At 45.8% G+C, this 21036-nt stretch carries 19 protein-coding genes; 1 reads left to right on the forward strand and 18 read right to left on the reverse strand.

From position 1 onward, the window contains the following. Nucleotides 1-108: 108 nt before the first annotated feature. The 7 genes from groL to AC0QUU_RS12335 all read right to left on the reverse strand — a co-directional run bounded on the left by groL (nucleotide 109) and on the right by AC0QUU_RS12335 (nucleotide 8394). Nucleotides 109-1731, reverse strand: coding sequence for a chaperonin GroEL (gene groL, locus AC0QUU_RS12305; protein ID WP_474543165.1), 1623 nt, complete (start codon nucleotides 1729-1731; stop codon nucleotides 109-111). A gap of 111 nt (nucleotides 1732-1842) precedes the next feature. After that, on the reverse strand, nucleotides 1843-2130 hold the full coding sequence (locus tag AC0QUU_RS12310; protein ID WP_474543167.1) for a co-chaperone GroES: 288 nt from the start codon (nucleotides 2128-2130) through the stop codon (nucleotides 1843-1845). Between the two features lie 208 nt (nucleotides 2131-2338). Then, on the reverse strand, nucleotides 2339-2665 hold the full coding sequence (locus AC0QUU_RS12315; RefSeq protein WP_474543169.1) for a hypothetical protein: 327 nt from the start codon (nucleotides 2663-2665) through the stop codon (nucleotides 2339-2341). Between the two features lie 15 nt (nucleotides 2666-2680). Next, nucleotides 2681-3460 carry a GTP-sensing pleiotropic transcriptional regulator CodY gene (gene codY / locus AC0QUU_RS12320; RefSeq protein ID WP_474543170.1) on the reverse strand — a complete coding sequence of 260 codons (780 nt, stop codon included), beginning with the start codon at nucleotides 3458-3460 and terminating at the stop codon, nucleotides 2681-2683. 112 nt (nucleotides 3461-3572) lie between these two features. Continuing rightward, nucleotides 3573-5660, reverse strand: a complete 2088-nt coding sequence (topA, locus tag AC0QUU_RS12325; RefSeq protein ID WP_474543171.1) for a type I DNA topoisomerase — start codon at nucleotides 5658-5660, stop codon at nucleotides 3573-3575. A gap of 56 nt (nucleotides 5661-5716) precedes the next feature. Next, nucleotides 5717-6799, reverse strand: coding sequence for a DNA-processing protein DprA (gene dprA, locus AC0QUU_RS12330; protein ID WP_474545579.1), 1083 nt, complete (start codon nucleotides 6797-6799; stop codon nucleotides 5717-5719). A gap of 68 nt (nucleotides 6800-6867) precedes the next feature. After that, complete coding sequence (locus AC0QUU_RS12335) at nucleotides 6868-8394, reverse strand: YifB family Mg chelatase-like AAA ATPase (protein WP_474543172.1); 1527 nt, start codon at nucleotides 8392-8394, stop codon at nucleotides 6868-6870. Nucleotides 8395-8742: 348 nt separating this feature from the next. Between AC0QUU_RS12335 and sigK the strand changes: the two genes are divergently transcribed. Next, nucleotides 8743-9375, forward strand: coding sequence for an RNA polymerase sporulation sigma factor SigK (gene sigK, locus AC0QUU_RS12340; protein WP_474543173.1), 633 nt, complete (start codon nucleotides 8743-8745; stop codon nucleotides 9373-9375). On the opposite strand, the gene AC0QUU_RS12345 is transcribed toward sigK, so the two are convergent. The 11 genes from AC0QUU_RS12345 to AC0QUU_RS12395 all read right to left on the reverse strand — a co-directional run bounded on the left by AC0QUU_RS12345 (nucleotide 9372) and on the right by AC0QUU_RS12395 (nucleotide 20816). Further along, nucleotides 9372-9740 (reverse strand): VOC family protein, encoded by a 369-nt coding sequence (locus tag AC0QUU_RS12345; protein WP_474543174.1) that lies wholly within the window; start codon nucleotides 9738-9740, stop codon nucleotides 9372-9374. The two genes, sigK and AC0QUU_RS12345, sit on opposite strands and share 4 nt — an antisense overlap. A 172-nt stretch (nucleotides 9741-9912) precedes the next feature. Further along, complete coding sequence (gene pckA, locus AC0QUU_RS12350) at nucleotides 9913-11517, reverse strand: phosphoenolpyruvate carboxykinase (ATP) (RefSeq protein WP_474543175.1); 1605 nt, start codon at nucleotides 11515-11517, stop codon at nucleotides 9913-9915. A 312-nt stretch (nucleotides 11518-11829) separates the two neighbouring features. Next, nucleotides 11830-12267 (reverse strand): cytidine deaminase, encoded by a 438-nt coding sequence (locus tag AC0QUU_RS12355; protein ID WP_474543177.1) that lies wholly within the window; start codon nucleotides 12265-12267, stop codon nucleotides 11830-11832. Then, complete coding sequence (locus AC0QUU_RS12360; RefSeq protein ID WP_474543178.1) at nucleotides 12264-12611, reverse strand: hypothetical protein; 348 nt, start codon at nucleotides 12609-12611, stop codon at nucleotides 12264-12266. Before AC0QUU_RS12360 ends, AC0QUU_RS12355 begins: the two co-directional genes overlap by 4 nt. 10 nt (nucleotides 12612-12621) lie before the next feature. Continuing rightward, nucleotides 12622-14109 carry a threonine synthase gene (thrC, locus tag AC0QUU_RS12365; protein ID WP_474545580.1) on the reverse strand — a complete coding sequence of 496 codons (1488 nt, stop codon included), beginning with the start codon at nucleotides 14107-14109 and terminating at the stop codon, nucleotides 12622-12624. 142 nt (nucleotides 14110-14251) lie between these two features. Continuing rightward, nucleotides 14252-15562, reverse strand: a complete 1311-nt coding sequence (locus AC0QUU_RS12370; protein ID WP_474543179.1) for a Na+/H+ antiporter NhaC family protein — start codon at nucleotides 15560-15562, stop codon at nucleotides 14252-14254. Nucleotides 15563-15649: 87 nt separating this feature from the next. Next, nucleotides 15650-16144, reverse strand: coding sequence for a 3-isopropylmalate dehydratase small subunit (leuD, locus tag AC0QUU_RS12375; RefSeq protein WP_205129922.1), 495 nt, complete (start codon nucleotides 16142-16144; stop codon nucleotides 15650-15652). Then, the gene (gene leuC / locus AC0QUU_RS12380; RefSeq protein WP_474543181.1) at nucleotides 16144-17418 is read right to left on the reverse strand and encodes a 3-isopropylmalate dehydratase large subunit; all 1275 of its coding nucleotides are present in this window, start codon (nucleotides 17416-17418) and stop codon (nucleotides 16144-16146) included. The genes leuD and leuC overlap by 1 nt, the downstream gene beginning before the upstream one ends. 103 nt (nucleotides 17419-17521) lie before the next feature. Beyond that, on the reverse strand, nucleotides 17522-18607 hold the full coding sequence (gene asd, locus AC0QUU_RS12385) for an aspartate-semialdehyde dehydrogenase (protein WP_474543182.1): 1086 nt from the start codon (nucleotides 18605-18607) through the stop codon (nucleotides 17522-17524). Nucleotides 18608-18663: 56 nt separating this feature from the next. Beyond that, nucleotides 18664-20043 carry an argininosuccinate lyase gene (argH, locus tag AC0QUU_RS12390; RefSeq protein WP_474543183.1) on the reverse strand — a complete coding sequence of 460 codons (1380 nt, stop codon included), beginning with the start codon at nucleotides 20041-20043 and terminating at the stop codon, nucleotides 18664-18666. Nucleotides 20044-20144: 101 nt separating this feature from the next. Further along, nucleotides 20145-20816: an epoxyqueuosine reductase QueH gene (locus AC0QUU_RS12395; RefSeq protein ID WP_474543185.1), complete on the reverse strand. Its 672-nt coding sequence runs from the start codon at nucleotides 20814-20816 to the stop codon at nucleotides 20145-20147. Between the last annotated feature and the right edge of the window lie 220 nt (nucleotides 20817-21036).

Consider the following 21036-nt stretch of genomic DNA (forward strand, 5'->3'; position numbering starts at 1 on the left):
ATGGAAACAAAAGCACACATCCCTCATTTCCAGATCCGATTATCCAATCTCCTGGTATCCAGGTGTTTTCGGACGTCTCTCCACTCACAGCTCTCCGACAAATCCGAATTACATCATACCCATTCCGGCGCCGCCTGCCGGTGCAGCCGGCTGCGGCTCTTTAATTGTGGATACTACAGATTCTGTTGTAAGCAGTGTAGACGCAACGCTTGTTGCATTCTGCAGAGCGCTTCTTGTAACCTTTGCAGGATCAAGAATTCCGTTCTCTACCATGTCTACATACTCTTCTTTGTAAGCATCGAAACCGATTCCCGGCTCGGACTCTCTTACTTTATTTACAATAACTGCGCCTTCCAGACCTGCATTTGCAGCAATCTGATACAGCGGAGCTTCAAGAGCTTTCAGAATAATTCTTGCTCCTGTCTTCTCGTCTCCCTCAAGCTCTTCTGTCATCTTGGCAACTTCTTTCGCCGCATGAATATATGCAGAACCGCCGCCTGCAATGATTCCTTCCTCTACCGCTGCTCTTGTAGCGTTCAGGGCATCTTCCATACGGAGTTTTGCTTCTTTCATCTCTGTCTCTGTAGCTGCACCTACACGGATAACTGCTACGCCGCCAGCCAGTTTTGCAAGTCTCTCCTGAAGTTTTTCCATATCAAAATCAGATGTTGTCTCCTGCATTGCCTGCTTGATCTGTGCAATTCTGTCGTTGATTGCCTCTTTTTCGCCGCATCCGTCAACAATAACTGTGGTCTCTTTCTGTACTTTAACAGATTTCGCACGTCCAAGCTGCTCCATTGTTGTCTCTTTCAGATCATATCCGAGTTCCTCAGAGATTACCTGACCGCCTGTCAGAATTGCGATATCCTGCAGCATCTCTTTTCTTCTGTCACCATATCCCGGTGCTTTCACCGCGACAACGTTAAATGTACCACGCAGTTTGTTTACGATCAGAGTTGTAAGAGCTTCACCCTCAATATCCTCAGCAATGATAAGCAGTCTTGCGCCAGACTGTACGATCTGCTCAAGAAGCGGCAGGATATCCTGGATATTGGAAATCTTCTTGTCTGTGATCAGAATGTACGGATCATCAAGCACAGCTTCCATTTTCTCCATATCTGTTGCCATGTAAGCAGAAATATATCCGCGGTCGAACTGCATACCTTCTACCAGGTCCAGCTCTGTCTGCATCGTCTTTGACTCCTCAATAGTGATAACACCATCATTGGAGACTTTCTCCATTGCATCGGCAACCATCTCACCTACTGCCTCATCTCCTGAAGAAACAGCAGCTACTCTTGCGATCTGCTCTTTGCCTTTTACTTTGCTGCTCATAGACTGAATTGCTTCAACAGCTTTGTCTGTTGCTTTCTTCATGCCTTTTCTCAGAACAATCGGATTTGCTCCGGCTTCCAGATTCTTCATTCCTTCGTGAACCATAGCCTGCGCAAGAACTGTAGCTGTTGTTGTACCGTCTCCGGCAACATCATTTGTCTTGGATGCAACTTCTCTGATCAGCTGGGCTCCCATGTTCTCAAATCCGTCTTCCAGCTCAATCTCTTTCGCGATTGTAACACCATCATTTGTGATCAGCGGCGCGCCGAAAGATTTGTCAAGAACAACGTTTCTTCCTTTTGGTCCAAGTGTAACTTTTACTGTATCTGCCAGCTGATTCACGCCTTTTTCCAGTGCCGCTCTGGCTTCAGCGCCATATTTAATTTCCTTTGCCATGTCAATACATCTCCTTATAATCTATTTTAATTTAACTCAGTCAAATACATCGTCTGTACTCTGCACATTTTGTACACCAGCCCCGGCAAAAGCCTGCCCGGTATCTCATTCTTATTCTTCTACAATTGCCAGAATGTCATTCTGCTTTACAATAATGTACTCTTCTCCGTCCAGATTAACATCTGTTCCTGCATATTTGGAGTAGATTACCTTGTCGCCGGCCTTAACCTGCATTACAACTTCTTTTCCATCTATATTTCCGCCCGGTCCCACAGCGATAACTTCCGCCTCCTGGGGTTTCTCTTTTGCCTGTCCTGTAAGAACAATACCGGATTTTGTCGTCTCTTCTGCTTCTAACTGTTTTAAAACAATTTTGTCACCTAATGGTACTAACTTCATTGTAATTCCTCCTTGATTTTTGTTTATTAGCACTCATTTCACTTGAGTGCTAACCCCATGAATATAAAATAGCACTCTGCCGATGATTTGTCAACATAGTTTACAAGGTTTTTATAAATTCAAAAGAAGACAGGAAAAGGATCCGGAGCCTTTTCCTGTCTTTTTTCTGAATTTTCAAGCCGTAGCAGATAAAATAAAGCGCGCCTTTTCAGGCACGCTTCATCTGTTTACTTCCTTCATATACATTGTAAAAGCCATTTTCGATTCTGAATTTCAAAAGATTCGTATCTTCACAGCAGTATCTCTCTTTTACCACACCTGTACAGTAAAGCAGTTCCGTCCTGGTGGAAATATAACACCTGTATTTTGCATCCAGAGAAATAGCCGTCAGATCATCTTCCTTTAATTCGAGATAAATATAATCTTCCTCCAGATCATATTTATATACTCTGCATTTTCGGGTAGTGTCATCAAAAATACCATCTGCCGATATAATCTTTTCCATCTGCAAATCAACAGGATTTCCTTCATACATCGCAAATCCCTCCAGCTAATTCCGTTCTTTTTTTATTTTTTCAAGCTCTGTAAATACATAATCATTCAATACTTTGATATAGGTTCCTTTCATTCCGGAAGATCTGGATTCAATTACACCCGCGCTCTCAAATTTCCTGAGAGCATTTACGATAACAGAACGGGTAATTCCCACCCGGTCAGCGACCTTGCTGGCAACCAGAATTCCTTCTGTTCCGCCCAGTTCATCAAAAATATGTATGATTGCCTCCAGTTCGGAGAAAGAAAGTGTACTGATAGCCGACTGGACAATATGTTCCTTTCTTGTCTCCTCTGCGCTCTCCTCATTTACAGACCGGAGCATCTCCAGACCTACCACCGCTGTTCCGTACTCACTGAGAATAATATCATCGATAGAGTAAGAAGAATTCTGCTTATAGATAAACAGAGTTCCCAGCCTCTCTCCGGCAATATCTATGGGAGTAATAATCGCCTCGCATCCTTCCACGGCTTCCGGTGAAAATCCAAGTGTCTCAAGATTAACATTCTCTTTTGTAGAAAGGATGCTTAAAAGACGTTCATTGAGCATCTTATCGATATGAGAGCCGACCGATTCTGTAATAAGCTCATTTATCTCTCTCACATCACTGCACTTACTCACCCCAAGAATCTTTCCCTTTTTGCTGACCACCAGAACATTTGAATCCAGAATCTCCGTAAGGACAGCACAGATATCGTTAAAAACGACTTTGCTGGAATTGTTGTTGTGCAGCAGTTTATTAATTTTTCTGGTTTTATCCAATAGTTGTACGCTCATTATTTCCTCCGCATCTCATTTTTTTACATTGACAATTGTATACACAAATTCAGATAAATTAATAGATGAATCTATGTTATCATACAATTTAGAAAATATCAATGCAATTCAGTCATTCTTTTTCACTCGTTTCTTTATTCAGCCTGGTAACGTATCCGCATTTTTCATCAGCACACACCAGCTTGCTTCCTTTTTCAAGCATATAGCCTCCGCACTCCGGGCATTTTTCTCTGGACGGTTTCTGCCAGGACATAAAATCACACTCTGGATTATTCTCACATCCATAAAAACGTCTGCCTTTCTTTGTCATGCGGATAACCACATCCTTTCCGCACTTCGGACAGGGTACGCCAATCTTCTCAAGATACGGTTTCGTATTTCTACATTCAGGGAATCCCGGACATGCGAGGAACTTTCCGTGAGGTCCGTATTTAACGACCATATTCCGTCCGCATTCCTCACAGATTACATCCGTCACTTCATCTTCTATGGTAACACTTTCCAGTTCCTGCTCTGCCTTATCCACTGCTTCTTTCAGATCCGGATAGAAATTGCGGATTACTTCCTTCCAGGGCACTTTGCCTTCTTCAACCATGTCCAGCAGACCTTCCATATTTGCTGTAAAATGAACATCCACAATACTCGGGAAAGAATGCTTCATCATGTTATTTACCACTTCGCCGATCTCTGTCATATAGAGATTTCTGCCTTCTTTTGTCACATATCTGCGGCCCAGAATAATAGCTATGGTCGGCGCATAGGTACTGGGGCGTCCGATCCCCAGTTCTTCCATTGTCTTTACAAGTGTTGCCTCTGTATAATGGGCAGGCGGCTGTGTAAAGTGCTGTTTTGTATCAAACGACTCTTTTGAAAGAACTGAATCCATACTCAGATGTCCAACGAGCACATTACTCTCTTCTTTTTCTTCATCCGCCTCCGTATATACGTTGCGGAATCCGTCAAAAAGCTGTCTGGACGTGGATACTGAAAAAGCATACTGATCCGCTCCTATTTTCACAGCCGTAGTCTCATAGCGGGCCGGCTGCATACGGCTGGCAGCAAATCTTCTCCAGATCAGCTGATACAGCCGGAACTGATCCCTTGTAAGAGAATCCTTCAGTGACGCCGGCGTTCTGGTAATATCGGTAGGCCGGATTGCTTCATGGGCATCCTGGATATTTTTCCCGTTTTCCTTTGCTGCCTTCCTCGGTGCAGCATACGCTTCTCCATATACTGAAGAAATATACTCTCTGGCCGACTGATCTGCCTCTTCAGCCACTCGCGTGGAATCGGTACGGAGATAGGTAATAACACCCACAGTTCCATTTCCTTTTATATCGATTCCTTCATAAAGCTGCTGCGCAATCCGCATTGTTTTCTGCGTTCCGAAGTTCAGCGCTTTTGCCGCCTCCTGCTGCATAGTACTTGTAGTAAAAGGAAGAGGCGCTTTACGGATTCTTTCTGTTGTTCTGATATCAGTAATTTTAAACTCCGCTTTTTCCACTGTCCGTAGAATTTCATCCAGCTCTTCCCTGGAATGTATAGTCATCTTTGTGCTGCCTGTTCCGTAAAATCTGGCTGTAAGAGGCCTTTTTTCCCCTTTTACGTTCAGAACCGCATCCAGAGTCCAGTATTCTTCCGGAATAAATGCATTGATTTCATCCTCCCGGTCTGCTACAAGACGAAGGGCAACCGACTGAACTCTGCCGGCGCTCAGACCTCTTTTCACTTTTGCCCACAAAAGGGGACTGATCAGGTATCCTACCATACGGTCAAGGACACGTCGAGCCTGCTGGGCATCTACAAGCCCCATATCAATATCACGGGGATTTTTCAAAGATGCCTTTACAGCATTTTTCGTAATCTCATTAAATGTAATTCTGCGCATCTTCTTCTCGTCCAGCTTCAATGCCGCCGCAAGATGCCAGGATATTGCCTCTCCTTCCCGGTCCGGGTCAGTTGCAAGATATACTTTGTCTGCTTTTTTTACTTCTTTTCTCAGGCCGGCCAGAATATCCCCTTTCCCGCGAATTGTAATGTACTTTGGTTCATAATCATTTTCTATATCAATTCCAAATGTACTTTTCGGCAGATCACGCACATGTCCCTGAGACGCTGCAACCGTGTAACTGCTGCCCAGAAACTTTTTGATCGTCTTTACTTTTGCAGGTGACTCCACAATGACAAGATAGTGTGCCATAACCATACTCCTCCATCCGGCTCTTTTACTGCCGTATATTTTTATCAGCAACGGGATCACGTTTCCGCCGCCACGTAATTATTTTTCGTTATTTCTCTTGCGTATCCCTGCAGTTCCAGTGAAACAAGAAGCCCTACAAGTTCCCTGGGACTTAATTTTGTTTCTTCTGCAATCTGCTCAATGTTCTTCGGATACAAGCCGAGACAACTATACACCAATTTTTCTGTAGTTTCAAGAACTTTTTTATTTTTCCCTTTACGCTCAGAAACGTCGAAAGCCCCTATTCCCCACTCTTTCAGCAGCATTTCCGGACTTGTCAGAAGTCCTGCTCCCTGCTGGATCAGATAGTTGCATCCTCTGCTCAGGCTGCTGTTAACCGGTCCCGGGAGCGCATAAATGTCCCGTCCCTGTTCCAGCGCCATATCCACTGTAATCAGCGATCCGCTTTTTTCTCCGGCCTCCATTACAAGCACAACATCTGAAAGGCCGCTGATGATACGATTGCGGGCAGGAAAATGCCAGGAAAGGGGCGGCGTACCTGGTGGATATTCTGATAAAATGCCTCCGCCCTGTTCCAGTATATCCATATAAAGACCGATATGTTCTCTGGGATAACAGACATCCGGTCCTGATCCCAGTACTGCAAATGTCTTTCCACCTCCCATCAGGGCACCCCTCTGCCCCATACCGTCAACTCCTCTGGCCAGGCCGCTGATAATCTCTATCCCGTACTCGGCCAGAACTTTTCCAAATTCTACTGCATATTTTTCTCCATAAGGCGTACATCTTCGGGATCCTACAATTGCCGCTTTTCTGGATACCAGATCAGGCAGCTTCCCTTTTGCATAAATTGCATACGGGAAATCTGCCAGCTCCAGAAGCCGCTGCGGATAATCACCGGAAAACCACGGAATAAACCGGATTCCTTTTTTTGCCGCCTCTGAACATGCATTTCCAATCGTTTGTTTTGCTGCCGCCTTAAGAACCTGCCGCTCCTTTTCCGAAAGGAATTCCAGTCTGGCCAGCTGTGTTTCTTCTATATAATAAACCGCCCTGCCTGTCTTCATGCGCTCTCTGAGTAAATATTTCTTTTTCGAAGGAATTTCCTGAATTCCCGCAAACCAGTATTCATATTCCATTTCCTCATCTGTCAGTAAAATTCTCTCCGGGACTGTATTTCTGGATACGTTTATCCGTTTCACTTCTGTCACCTCCCCCAGTATTTTCTGTCCACTGTTCTATATCCGAGCGCTTCTTTTAAATGAACTGCTTTAATCTGTTCTTCTCCTTCAAGATCTGCAATTGTCCGTGCTGTCCTGATAATTTTATGATATGCTCTGGCAGTAAGTTTCATTGCAGAAAACGCCTGTTCCATCAGCTTTTGCTCTTTCTGACCAAGTCTGCAATAGCTTTTTATATCATTTATATCCAGCATCGCATTTGTTCTTATACCCGTCCCCCGGTATCGTTCTTTCTGTCGATCCCTTGCCAGATATACCCGTTTTCTGATTTCTGCAGAAGATTCCGTCTTCTGCTGTCCTGTCAGATCCCTGTAACTGACTCTCGGAGCCTCTGTACACAGATCTATCCTGTCAAGGAAAGGCATACTCACCTTTCCCAGATAAGCACGAATCTGTGCCTGCGTACACTTACACCGCTCCATATCCGGATAACACCCGCACGGGCAGGGATTCATTGCAGCAACCAGTATAAAGTTTGCCGGAAACTGATATTTTCCATATGTTCTTGATATTTCTATTCTTCTGCTCTCCAGAGGCTGGCGAAGCAGCTCCAGGATCTCCTTCCGGTATTCTGTCAGTTCGTCCAGAAAAAGTACACCTCCATGAGCCAGACTGATCTCACCCGGACGGGGCACAGCGCCTCCTCCGATCAGTGCTGCTCTTGTAACCGTATGATGTACCTCCCGGTAAGGCCGCTGCATAATCATAGGAGAATCCGACCTCAGCATGTCCATCACACTATAGATCTTCGTAATCTCCAGACTTTCCTCACGTTCCAGAGGCGGAAGAATTCCGGCGATTGCTCTGGCTGTCATTGATTTTCCGCTTCCCGGCGGACCGATAAGCAATAGATTATGACCGCCTGCCACAGCAATCTCAGCCGCCCGTTTTACTGTTTCCTGCCCCTGTATATCTCCAAAATCCACCTCCGGCCGCTGTTCTTTAAATGTACTTTCTGACGCGGCAGGCAATATCTTTTTTCTTCCGTTTAAAAACTCTACCGCTTCTCTCAAATCCGTTACACCTATAATTTCCACATTATGAATCAGTGCTCCCTCCGCTGCATTTTCCCGGGGAACAATACAGCAGCGTACCCCTCTCCTGCCTGCTTCCATAACAATAGGTAAAACACCTGGTACTTTTCTCACCTTCCCGTCCAGGCCCAGCTCTCCTACCAGTAGACAATCCCTGGTCCTTCCGGGATTCACAATTCCCAGGGAAATTAAAATAGACACCGCTATAGGGAGATCAAAAGATGCCCCTCTCTTCCGAAGAGCTGCCGGGGAAAGATTAATCACAGTTCTTTTCGGCGGATAATCAAAGCCTGCATTTCGGATAGCAGTCCGTACCCGCTCTCCCGCCTCCTTTACCTCTGATGAAAGATAGCCTACCATATGAAAAACCGGAAGGCCGTTAGACACGTCTGCCTCCACATGGACAAACTCTGCCGACAGTCCCTCGATAGCTGCAGACAACACTGTACTGAAGCTCATTGTCCACTCCTTTCCATGAGCTTCCTGTCATTCTTTAAACACCACAATGATTCTCAGTAACCTTTTCTGTATATCTGTCCGGACGCGAAATAACCAGTCGTACAGACAAAATAGCACGGCATCTGAAAATTTTGGCTGAATCAGCCGGAAATGATTGCCAGGGCAGAACGCCCCGGAAATGTAAAACCATCATATACCTGACATGCTTTTTCTGTCAACCTTTTCTTTCTTCATTTCACTTATTTTCTGAGTAAAGAACCCATGCGGCCAGTCCCTACCGGACGTTGGAAAAGCACAATTTCCGGTATTCTGTCATACATTATATCAAATGCGCTAAGAGGTGCCGTCTTGAAATCATTTCCCGCTCCGCTATCTCCCTCGGAAGAAAAATACTATATCCAGAAATATACAGAAGGAGACCTCGAGGCAAAACATATCCTGATTGAACGCAATCTGCGTCTTGTCGCGCATGTGATAAAAAAATATCAGAACCTGGAAGAAGATCCGGAAGATCTGATTTCGATAGGTACAATCGGCCTGATTAAAGCAGTTGTCACCTTTAATCCCGACAAAGGCAACAGACTTGCCGCATATGCATCCCGCTGTGTGGAGAATGAAATCCTGATGTATCTGCGTTCAAAGAAGAAAACCGGCAAAGAAATTTCCCTCTATGAACCAATCGGTACTGACCGGGAGGGAAATGAAATCAGACTGTACGATATAATAGAAACCGAAGAAGACGATATCCCGGATAAAATCCATCTCAAAGAAAATATTCAAATACTTTATGAAAAAGTGGAAAACGAGCTTTCTTCCCGGGAAAAGCTCGTTTTAAAAATGCGGTATGGTCTTTATAACGGAGAAGAATACACACAGCGGGAAATTGCCAGACAACTTGGAATTTCCCGCTCTTACGTCTCCCGGATTGAAAAAAGCGCGGTAGAAAAGCTGAGAGAACACTTTACCAAAGAGCCGCATTAATTGTGCAGAGGCGTACCTACTTCAATAAGATTTCCGTCCGGATCATAAAAGCGTATCACTTTCTGTCCCCACGAATGCTGCATCAGCCGGTTTACATACTGAACCGGCTCCGGGTACGCATCCAGTTTCTCCGTAAAGCCCTCAATATCTGTCTCTTCAAAATACAACTCCGACGCATTGTTCCGCAAAATAACATCAGCGCCCACAACCTCTTTCCAGATATTCTCATCCTGGAGAACCAGACCTTCTGTCAGAATCGCCTTACCGTCATTGTCCAGTATCACATCCAGACCGAAAAGTTCCTTGTAAAATGCTTTCGATTTTTCCATATCTTTCACAGTAATAAGTACGTTTTTTAATCTCATGTTTCTCTTCCTCAAATAAAGCACTGTCTGTAATCTTTCTTTTAATATCACATAGTTTCAATATATATTATAATATCAGACAATTTCAATTTGCAAAGTCCTTATGCCAAAAACCCGCCGCACTCTTCTCACAGTGCGGCGGGTTTTCAACTCCGTCATTTCAATCTGAAATTTACTCCTGCGGGCCTGCTGCAACAAGCGCTTTTCCAAGTTCGTTGCTCTCATATTTCTTGAAGTTCTTAACGAATCTTGCAGCAAGATCTTTTGCTTTTGTCTCCCATTCGGAAGCGTCAGCATATGTGTCGCGGGGATCAAGGATAGCCGGATCAACTCCCGGAAGCTCTGTCGGAACTTCGAAGTTGAAGTGCGGGATTGTCTTTGTCGGCGCATCAAGGATAGCTCCGCTTAAGATTGCATCGATGATACCACGTGTATCTTTGATGGAGATACGTTTTCCGGTTCCGTTCCATCCTGTATTTACAAGGTAAGCTTTCGCTCCGCTCTCTTTCATTCTCTTAACGAGTTCTTCTGCATATTTTGTCGGATGCAGCTCAAGGAATGCCTGTCCGAAGCATGCGGAGAATGTCGGTGTCGGCTCTGTGATACCGCGCTCTGTACCTGCAAGCTTAGCTGTGAAACCTGACAGGAAGTAGTACTCTGTCTGCTCCGGTGTAAGTACAGATACCGGCGGAAGTACTCCGAACGCGTCAGCTGAAAGGAAGATTACATCTTTTGCCGCCGGAGCTGCAGATACCGGGCGAACAATCTTCTCAATGTGATCGATCGGGTAGGATACACGCGTATTCTCTGTCACGCTCTTGTCTGTAAAGTCGATCTTTCCGTCAGCGTCAAGTGTAACGTTTTCAAGAAGGGCATTTCTCTTAATTGCATTGTAGATGTCCGGCTCAGACTCTTTGTCCAGGTCGATAACTTTTGCATAGCATCCGCCTTCGAAGTTGAATACTCCGTTGTCATCCCAGCCATGCTCGTCATCACCGATCAGAAGTCTCTTCGGATCGGTGGAAAGTGTTGTCTTACCTGTTCCGGAAAGCCCGAAGAAAATTGCTGTGTTCTCGCCGTTCATGTCTGTGTTTGCAGAGCAGTGCATGGAAGCGATGCCTTTAAGCGGCAGGTAGTAATTCATCATAGAGAACATACCTTTCTTCATTTCTCCGCCGTACCATGTGTTCGCGATCACCTGCTCGCGGCTTGTAATATTGAACATAACCGCTGTCTCAGATCTGAGTCCCAGTTCCTTGTAATTCTCAACTTTTGCTTTAGAAGCGTTGTATACTACGAAATCAGGCTCAAAGTTCTCCAGCTCTTCAGCAGTCGGACGGATAAACATATTTGTTACAAAGTGAGCCTGCCATGCAACTTCCACGATAAAACGAATTGCCATACGTGTATCTTTGTTTGCTCCGCAGAACGCATCTACAACGAAAAGTCTCTTGTTGGAGAGTGTCTTAATTGCAAGGTCTTTTACTGAATCCCATGCTTCCTGAGTTGCCGGATGGTTGTCATTCGGATACTCATCGGATGTCCACCAAACTGTGTCTTTGGAATTTTCATCCATAACGATATATTTGTCTTTCGGGGAACGTCCTGTGTAGATACCGGTCATAACGTTAACTGCGCCGAGTTCGCTTACCTGACCTTTGTCATACCCTTCCAGATTCGGGTTTGTCTCTTCCTCGAATAACATCTCATAGGAAGGATTGTGAACGATTTCCGTAGTTCCTGTAATGCCATACTGAGTCAAATCAATATTTGCCATACCTCTTCTACCTCTCTCTTTCTAAAATGTATCATGGAAATTTATGCCGCAATCTCCAATATGCCCTCATTATACAGAATAACTGACAAAAAATCAACAAAAATTTTTCCATTACTTGAAAGTTGTAAATATTTCACATTCATTTATGCCGGGCTACTCCTTCTAAAATGCGGGATGAACAAGGGAAAAATGCAGGATTCTTTCTTGAATCCTGCATTTTTATTAATTTTAACTATTGATTTTATATATTTTTACACTATCAGAGGATGTTTTATGCAATTTGCTTGTTAATTGCTTCACATTCCACATCTGTCAAAACATTTCCGGAAGAAGCTGCCCGAGTGTAAAAACGCGGTACTCATCCGTTGCTTTCGCGCATATAACCTGAAATGTGTCCGGCGAACAGAACTCTGCCATCACCTGCCGGCATACACCACAGGGATAACACCACACCGGTTCTGCTTCTCCGCCCACTATGGCAATCGCAGTAAATATCCGTTTTCCTTCGGATACTGCTTTAAAAAACGCAGTCCGCTCCGCGCAGTTAGTCGGACCATAAGCCCGGTTTTCTATATTACACCCGGTATATATTTCACCACTTTCACAGAGAAGCGCCGCGCCTACGCGAAACTTCGAATATGGACTGTAGGAATTCTCCCTGGCGTGAAACGCAGCCTCAATAAGTTTATCCCACTCTCCCGCTTCATCCAGAACCGGAGCAGCTGTTTTACAGCAATTAAGCTTTTTCAAAAATATTTCCTCCGCATTTTTGATGTGTATATCGCAAACACAATGAGCACTACAATAAACAACATACTTGCAGCTGTATCCGCCAAAGGCATGCTGTATACATAACAGTGCACAAAGTCCACTACTCCGTAAACTGTACATGAAAGAGAAAAGAGCAGCAGAATCGGCGCCGATTTCTGAAGAAACTCCTCTCTCACCTCCGGTTTCGCCTTCTCATACTCCTGCCCCATAAGCATGGAGAGATTCGGCATTCCGCCTTTCTTCAATACAGTGAATCCATGAAGGCCGTACAGCCCGCATGCGAGTACAACAATACTTATAATTCCCCATATACTACTATCCATAGTCTGCTCCTTACACTCCGAGAATCTCTTTCACGGTTTCTTTCATCTGATCCGCATCGCATTCTTTCCTGTGACGAATATCTGCGTTCCTGATCTCTTCGATAGCTTTCGGAATCTCCGTATTTGAGATCCGGCTCAGTTCATCAACCAGTTCAAACTCATCTGTGTCGGCATATTTATTATCAATTGCCGTCATAACGCTGTGAATAAATTTGTATGGACTGGCAGTGGATGCCACCAGATATTTCCTGCCGTCACTGTGATCCGCACGATAGCGCGCGCAAACACTTGCCGCCACAGCCGTGTGTGTATCCATCACATATCCTGTACGCTCATACGTTGTACGGATGGTTTCTGCCGTTTCCTTTTCTGTTGCAAATCCTCCTGCAAAATCCGCCAGCCTCTCCCGCATTTCCGGTGTAATTTCATAAGCCCCTGTCTCCTTAAGCCGGGTCATCAGCCGGGAATTTTTCTCTGAATCCTGTCCTGCGATAGTATAAATCAGTCTCTCCAGATTACTGGAAATCAGAATATCCATGGAGGGAGATGATGTCAGGATGAACTCACGATTCTTATCATATACACCTGTCTGAAAGAAATCGAACAGTACTTTGTTCTCATTGGATGCACAAATCAGCTTCCCGACCGGCACACCCATCTGCTTCGCATAGTATGCGGCAAGAATATTGCCAAAGTTGCCCGTAGGAACTGTTATATTGATTTCTTCACCGGAACTGATTTCTCCGTTTTCCAGAAGTTTTGCATATGCATAAACATAATACACAACCTGAGGAACCAGACGGCCGATATTGATTGAGTTGGCGGACGAAAACTGATACCCCGCATCTGCCAGTTCCTTTTCCAGCTCTTTATCTTCAAAAATTGCTTTTACACCACTCTGGGCGTTATCAAAATTCCCGTGGATTGCAACAACAGATGTATTATCGCCTTTCTGAGTCACCATCTGCAGCTCCTGCACACGGCTTACGCCTCCCTTGGGATAAAACACGATAATCTTCGTCCCCGGCACGTCTGCAAATCCCGCCAGTGCAGCTTTCCCCGTATCTCCTGAAGTCGCTGTAAGAATCACGATCTCATTAGTCACATGATTTTTCCTTGCTGCTGTTGTCAGCAGATGAGGCAGAATGGAAAGAGCCATATCCTTAAACGCGATCGTCGCGCCGTGGAACAACTCCAGATGGTACGTATCTCCTACTTTTACAAGAGGCGCGATTACTTCCGTATCAAACTTGGAGTCGTAAGCGCTGCTAATACAATGTTTTAATTCTTCCTCTGTAAAATCTGTCAGGAACTGTTTCATTACAGCATATGCTGTCTCCTGATAGGACATAGCCTTCAGCTCATCCATCGTCACATCCAGCTTCGGGATATATTCCGGAACAAACAGGCCGCCGTCATCTGCCAGGCCTTTGAGAATAGCCTCTGAGGCGGTAACCGTCTTATCTGCACTTCTTGTACTCTTATATAGTAGATTCATTCTTTCAACCTCTTTTTTCTTTTTTAAGTCCTTCCGGATATGTACATTTCCGGAAACACCTCTTGTTACTGCCATGAATTATAGCACAGGTAACTGGGCCGTGTCCATAGGCAACGCCGCTTCCCCACATGGCCCGACCGGATCAGTTCCGGGAAATTATAATAGCCGCAATACCGCACACTGCCATCAGCACCGGATAGATCAGATAAGGAATCATATCAAACGGCGTCAGGCCGGTAAGCGTTGCTGCCGAGAGGAGCTGCGCTCCGTACGGGATCAGTCCCTGCCCTACTGACGTAAACATATCCAGAAGCGATGCGGATCTTTTCGGATCCACGCCGAATTCATCACTGATCTCCTTTGCAATAGGCCCTGACATTACGATCGCTACTGTATTATTTGCAGTACACAGGTCTACCAGAAGTGCCAGAGCAGCTATGCCGGCCTGAGCTCCTTTCTTTCCGTGTATCCTGCTCTTGATCAGATTCAGGACAAAATGGATACCTCCATTTGCGCGGACAAGAGATACGATACATGCCACGATAATGGAAATAACCGTAATATCGTACATTGAAACAACACCGTCGCCGACAACAGTAAACATTTCCGACAGAGCGATCGTGCCTGTTCCTACGCCGACAACAAGCGAAAGTACGGTTCCTGCGATCAGCACAACAAATACATTGATCCCAATTAAAGCCCCGATCAAAACCACCAGATACGGTATCACCTGAAGCAGGTTATAATCAGCGCTGGCAATGTCATAACTCATATTTCTTGTTATGAACCAGAAGAAAATAACCGTAATAACAGCTGCCGGCAGTACGATCAGAAAGTTAGCTTTAAACTTGTCTTTCATCTCACACCCCTGTGTCTTAACTGCCGCGATCGTTGTATCTGATATCATAGAAAGATTATCCCCAAACATTGCCCCGCAGACTACAGCTGCAATGCATACCGCCAGCGGGAACCCTGCCCCTTCGCTGACTCCTACAGCTATCGGAGCAAGCGCAGCTATCGTTCCCATCGAAGTCCCCATGGAAACCGAAATGAAGCAGCTGATAATAAAAAGTCCTGCCACAATAAAATGAGCCGGTATCAGGGACAGACCGAGGTTGACTGTGCTGTCCACACCGCCCGCCGCGCTCACAGCTCCGGAAAAGCCTCCCGCGCAGAGAAAAATAAGACTCATTGTGATGATATTCTCTTCGCCCACGCCTTTTGCAATAAGCCTCATCTTATCATCAAAACTTATTTTCCTGTTCTGCAGAAACGCCACAAACAGCGCGATCAGGAATGCGACGATTGCCGGCATCGCATAGAAATCCCGGAATACAATTCCCGCTCCCAGAAAAATAACGAGGAACACACCGATCGGAAGAAGGGCCGACGCTTTTCCTTTTCCGCCTTCCGGCGCTGTAAGCACACAGTTTTCCTGTTTATCCTTTTCCATAACTTTTCCTTTCACAGATATGCCACAAAAGGGGTGCCGCGCAGGCGGAATCCGTTTTCGCCTTACACAGCATCCCTTTTATCTGTCTTATTTATTCTTTTTATTATTTGTATAGTTGACAAGCCCGCCTGCCGCGATCAGTTTCTGCATAAATTCCGGGAACGCCTGCCCCTGGAACTCGGTGCCTTTTGTCAGATTGTAGATCTTACCGCTGTCAAAATCTACTTCCACCTCATCTCCTGCCTCAATGCCTTTTGCAGCCTCCGGACACTCAATGATCGGAAGGCCGATATTGATTGCGTTGCGGTAAAAAATACGTGCGAATGTCTCTGCAATTATGCAGCTCACGCCGGCTGTCTTTAAGCAGAGCGGCGCATGCTCCCTTGAAGAGCCGCAGCCGAAGTTCTTGTTGGCAACGATCAGGTCGCCCGGCTGTACTTTCTTCACAAAATCCGGATCGATATCTGCCATGGCATGGCTTGCCAGTTCCTGCGCGTCAAAGGAATTCAGATATCTTGCCGGGATGATCACGTCCGTGTCCACATTGTCCCCGTATTTAAAAACATGTCCTTTCGCCTTCATTACATGTCACCCACTTTCTCAGGATTTGCGATGCAGCCTGCGATCGCACTTGCAGCCGCCACCTCAGGCGATGCCAGGTAGATCAAAGAATCCACATGTCCCATACGTCCGACAAAGTTTCGGTTCGTAGTAGAAACGCATTTCTCTCCTGCCGCCATAACACCCATGTGACCGCCCATACACGGGCCGCAGCTCGGTGTATTTACCGCGCATCCGGCATCTACGAAAATTTCCAGAAGCCCCTCTTCGATACATTGTTTATAGATCTTCTGTGTCGCCGGTACGATCATCACGCGCACATCAGGATGTACCGTATGACCTTTCAGTATCGCCGCGGCTTTTCTCATATCTTCCATACGTCCGTTTGTACATGATCCGATCACAACCTGATCGATCTTGACCGGCTCCATTACCTCGATCTCATCAATGGTCTTTGCATTTCCCGGAAGATGCGGGAACGCCACTGTCGGACGGACCTCAGACAAATCGATCGTGATCACTTCGTCATATTGGGCGTCCTCGTCTGCCTCATAGATCGTGTATGGTTTCTTTGAATGCTCTTCGATATATGCAAGTGCCTGATCATCCACAGGGAAGATTCCATTCTTTGCGCCTGCCTCGATTGCCATATTTGCCATTGTAAAACGGTCGTCCATGGACAGATTAGCTATGCCGTCTCCGGTGAACTCCATAGATTTGTAAAGCGCTCCATCAACACCGATCTTTCCTATAATATGAATGATAATATCTTTACCGCTGACATATTTTCCCGGTTTTCCTGTCAGTACAAACTTGATGGCGCTGGGCACCTTAAACCAGATCTCCCCGGTTGCCATGCCGGTTGCCACATCTGTCGTTCCCATTCCTGTGGAAAACGCTCCGAGAGCACCGTATGTACAGGTGTGGGAATCTGCTCCTATAATGCACTCACCCGCTGTCACAACTCCAGCTTCCGGAAGAATCGCATGCTCCACGCCGGATTTGCCCTGTTCAAAATACCAGGTCAGCCCCTGCTCTTTTGCATATTCACGGATTGCCTTCGAGTTCTCCGCTGATTTGATATCCTTGTTCGGTGTAAAATGATCCGGAACAAATACTACTTTATCCTTGTCAAACACGTGATCTGACATCTGCTTAATGATCGGCAGAGCCATCGGGCCCGTGATGTCATTTGCCATGACCACATCAAGCTTTGCTTCGATCAGCTGGCCCGCCTCTACAGAGTCAAGCCCTGCATGAGCTGCCAGAATTTTCTGCGTCATTGTCATTCCCATAATGACAGCCTCCTCTTTCTTTAAACGTCTATTTTGACATTTTACCACAGGAAAGTCAGAAAAAAAAGAGGAAGAAATTAATGTTCTTCCTCCTTATCACGTATTACTTTTTTGCAATATACCCTTTCGCTGTAAGAGCCTCCGCACACAGAACCGCTCCGCCTGCCGCGCCTCTTACTGTATTGTGGGAAAGGCCGATGAACTTATAGTCGTACATTGTATCCTCTCTCAGACGGCCAATGGATACTCCCATACCGTTCTCATAATCTACATCCAAGGTTACCTGCGGACGGTTGTCCTCTTCCAGATACTGGATAAACTGCTTCGGAGCGCTCGGAAGCTCTGCTTCCTGCGGGAACCCTTTGAAGTTTACAAGTTTCTCAATAAGCTGTTCTTTCGTCGGTTTTTTCTCAAAATTGATGAACACAGCCGCAGTATGACCGTTCAGTACCGGAACACGTACGCACTGGCATGTGATCTTCGGAAGTTCTGCTTTTACGATCTGGCCGTTCTCCACTTTTCCAAGGACACGGAGCGGCTCCTGCTCGCTCTTCTCTTCCTCTCCGCCAATGAACGGGATGATGTTTCCAACCATTTCCGGCCAGTCTTTAAATGTTTTTCCAGCGCCGGAGATTGCCTGGTATGTCGTAACAACAAGCTCCTTCGGTCCGAATTCCTTCCATGCTGCAAGGCACGGAGCATAGCTCTGGATAGAGCAGTTCGGTTTTACGGCAATAAATCCGCGCGTTGTGCCGAGACGTTTCTTCTGATCCGGAATCACATCAAAATGAGCGGCATTGATCTCCGGCACTACCATCGGAACATCCGGCGTCCAGCGGTGCGCGCTGTTGTTTGATACGACCGGAGTCTCTGTCTTTGCATATTCTTCCTCAATCGCCTTGATTTCTTCCTTGCTCATGTCCACTGCGCTGAACACAAAATCAACTGTAGATGCCACATGCTCCACATCGTTTACATTGAGCACTACAAGCTTTTTCACTGCCTCAGGCATCGGAGTATCCATTTTCCAGCGGTCACCTACTGCTTCTTCATATGTCTTACCTGCTGAACGCGGGCTGGCAGCAACTGTCACTACCTCAAACCACGGATGATCCTCCAGCAGAGAGATAAATCTCTGTCCCACCATTCCTGTTGCGCCCAAAATTCCTACTCGTAATTTCTGATCCATTTTCTTCTCTACATCCTTTCTATTATAAATTGTACCTGTTCAGTTATATACCATGCTTATTCAGCGGACAGATATTCTTCCTCCGCCTTGATTACTTTCTCCATCGCAGCTTTTCCCGGCGCTCCAATGGTATTTCGCATCTCCACGCAAGTCTTCATACTGATGGCGTTATAAATATCCTCTTCAAATACCGGCGAGATCGCCTTAAACTCTTCCATGCTCATATCATCCAGCGCGATCCCTTTATCGATACAATAGAGGACGAGCCGTCCCACGATTCCATGTGCGTCGCGGAAAGGAACCCCGTGATTTACCAGATAATCTGCCGCGTCTGTCGCATTGGTGAATCCGTGCTTTGCACTCTCCTCCATGCGGGCTGAGTTAAACTTCATAGTCTTTAACATTCCCGTAAAGAGCGCCAGGCATCCCTTCGTCGTATCAATGGCGTCAAAGACCAGTTCCTTATCCTCCTGCATATCCTTATTATATGCCAGCGGAAGGCCTTTCATCGTAGTCAGCATGGACATCAGAGCACCGTACACTCTTCCCGTCTTACCCCGTACCAGCTCTGCGATATCCGGATTCTTCTTCTGGGGCATAATGCTGCTGCCTGTACTGTAAGCGTCGTCAATCTCCACGAATTTGTATTCATTGGTGTTCCAGATAATCACTTCCTCGGAAAATCTGCTCAGATGCATCATCACCGTGGACATGGCCGACAGGAGTTCGATCAGATAATCCCGGTCTGACACGGAATCCATACTGTTAAGCGTCGGTCCGTCAAAGTCCAGAAGCTCTGCCGTATATTCGCGGTCAAGGGGATATGTAGTTCCCGCCAGCGCGCCGGAACCCAGCGGGCAGAGATTCATCCTTTTATAAATATCTTTCATACGGGAACGGTCGCGTTTGAACATCTCGAAATACGCTCCCATGTGATGTGCCAGCGTGATCGGCTGCGCTTTCTGCAGATGTGTAAATCCCGGCATGTATGTCTCGAGATTCTCCTTCATCAGCTTTAAGAGCACTTCCAGTATCTCTTTTATAAGGCTGTCCAGCTCAAGAACCTCATCTCTTGTATAAAGCTTCATATCCAGCGCCACCTGATCGTTTCTGCTTCGTCCGGTGTGGAGCTTTTTGCCGGCGTCCCCGATCCGGTCAATCAGATTGGCTTCCACAAAGCTGTGGATATCTTCATATTCTTCTGTAATCTCAAGAGTTCCGTTCTCCACGTCTGTGCGGATACTCTCAAGACCTTTTATGATCTGCCCTTTCTCTTCATCTGTCAGGATTCCCTGTTTAGCCAGCATCGTCACATGAGCGATACTGCCCCGGATATCCTGCCCGTAAAACCTCTTGTCAAAAGAAATCGAAGCATTGAAATCATATACCAGTTTGTCCGTCTCTTTTGTAAAACGGCCGCCCCATAACTGTGCCATTTCTCTTTCCTCTTTTCTCTTTTATCTTTCAGGGATGCAGCCCTGTTCTGCATTTTCCACTAAGTTTAACACAGTAAAGCGTTCTGTGTCTACTCCCAACTTTAAACAGTATCCTCTTTTTTATTCAAAAGCATCTGGTTATTTTCCCTTTTCTGTCTTTCAGCCAGCGAGAATTCGCACCCGCAGTAATCCTGTCTGTACAGACCGAATTCCCGGGAGAGTTCTATGGAGCGTTTGTATCCGTCTTTCTTTTTAAAATCAGATACCAGATACTTTACACCATATTTTTCTCCGGTCTTCTGTCCGATCTCATTCAGTTTCTTCGCATTTTTCATAGGGCTGATACTAAGAGTGGTAGTAAAATAATCAAAGCCGCCTTCTCTGGCCATTCTGGCCGTTTCTTCCAGGCGGAGCGCATAACATTTCATGCATCTGGGGCCTCCTTCTTTTTCATCTTCCAGTCCTTCCGCCGCCCTGAAAAACTCTGTTCTGTCGTACCGTCCTTCCTGGAATGAAACCGGGTGCTTAAGATGCATTTCCCGGATCAGCTTCTGCTGCTCAGCCGTGCGCATTGCATATTCGCTTTCCGGATAAATATTCGGGTTATAATAAAACACTGTAATCCGGAAATACCGGGAAAGGTATTCCAGCACGTAACTGCTGCAGGGAGCGCAGCAACTGTGAAGAAACAGAGCCGGTACCTGCCGTTCTCTTTCCAGTTTTTCCAGAATTTTGTCAAGTTCTTTTTGATAATTTATTTTTGGCTGGTTCATTTTTATCTCTCCTGCAGATTTTATTTCACTGTTTCACCGGCCGTTTTAATACCGCCTGCTTTATTCTGAAACAGTATAGCACATTCTCCGGAATTTATATACTAATATAAATTCCCATATGTACCAGTGCGACATGGAGGGACAAAATTTGAATTTTACATTTCACAAAAAATACATAATTTCTACACATTTTTCCTCTATACTGTTTTAAGATAGTTGA

This window comes from Mediterraneibacter sp. HA8405, assembly GCF_056148955.1.

Coding starts and splice junctions, on each gene's coding strand:
- AC0QUU_RS12310 (WP_474543167.1), bottom strand. CDS start 2,130: ATGAAGTTAGTACCATTAGGTGACAAAATTGTTTTAAAACAGTTAGAA.
- AC0QUU_RS12370 (WP_474543179.1), bottom strand. CDS start 15,562: ATGGAAAAGGATAAACAGGAAAACTGTGTGCTTACAGCGCCGGAAGGC.
- AC0QUU_RS12360 (WP_474543178.1), bottom strand. CDS start 12,611: ATGGATAGTAGTATATGGGGAATTATAAGTATTGTTGTACTCGCATGC.
- AC0QUU_RS12315 (WP_474543169.1), bottom strand. CDS start 2,665: ATGTATGAAGGAAATCCTGTTGATTTGCAGATGGAAAAGATTATATCG.
- AC0QUU_RS12345 (WP_474543174.1), bottom strand. CDS start 9,740: ATGAGATTAAAAAACGTACTTATTACTGTGAAAGATATGGAAAAATCG.
- codY (WP_474543170.1), bottom strand. CDS start 3,460: ATGAGCGTACAACTATTGGATAAAACCAGAAAAATTAATAAACTGCTG.
- groL (WP_474543165.1), bottom strand. CDS start 1,731: ATGGCAAAGGAAATTAAATATGGCGCTGAAGCCAGAGCGGCACTGGAA.
- pckA (WP_474543175.1), bottom strand. CDS start 11,517: ATGGCAAATATTGATTTGACTCAGTATGGCATTACAGGAACTACGGAA.
- leuD (WP_205129922.1), bottom strand. CDS start 16,144: ATGAAGGCGAAAGGACATGTTTTTAAATACGGGGACAATGTGGACACG.
- asd (WP_474543182.1), bottom strand. CDS start 18,607: ATGGATCAGAAATTACGAGTAGGAATTTTGGGCGCAACAGGAATGGTG.
- argH (WP_474543183.1), bottom strand. CDS start 20,043: ATGGCACAGTTATGGGGCGGCCGTTTTACAAAAGAGACGGACAAACTG.
- thrC (WP_474545580.1), bottom strand. CDS start 14,109: ATGAATCTACTATATAAGAGTACAAGAAGTGCAGATAAGACGGTTACC.
- topA (WP_474543171.1), bottom strand. CDS start 5,660: ATGGCACACTATCTTGTCATTGTGGAGTCACCTGCAAAAGTAAAGACG.
- dprA (WP_474545579.1), bottom strand. CDS start 6,799: ATGGAATATGAATACTGGTTTGCGGGAATTCAGGAAATTCCTTCGAAA.
- AC0QUU_RS12395 (WP_474543185.1), bottom strand. CDS start 20,816: ATGAACCAGCCAAAAATAAATTATCAAAAAGAACTTGACAAAATTCTG.
- AC0QUU_RS12335 (WP_474543172.1), bottom strand. CDS start 8,394: ATGAGCTTCAGTACAGTGTTGTCTGCAGCTATCGAGGGACTGTCGGCA.
- leuC (WP_474543181.1), bottom strand. CDS start 17,418: ATGGGAATGACAATGACGCAGAAAATTCTGGCAGCTCATGCAGGGCTT.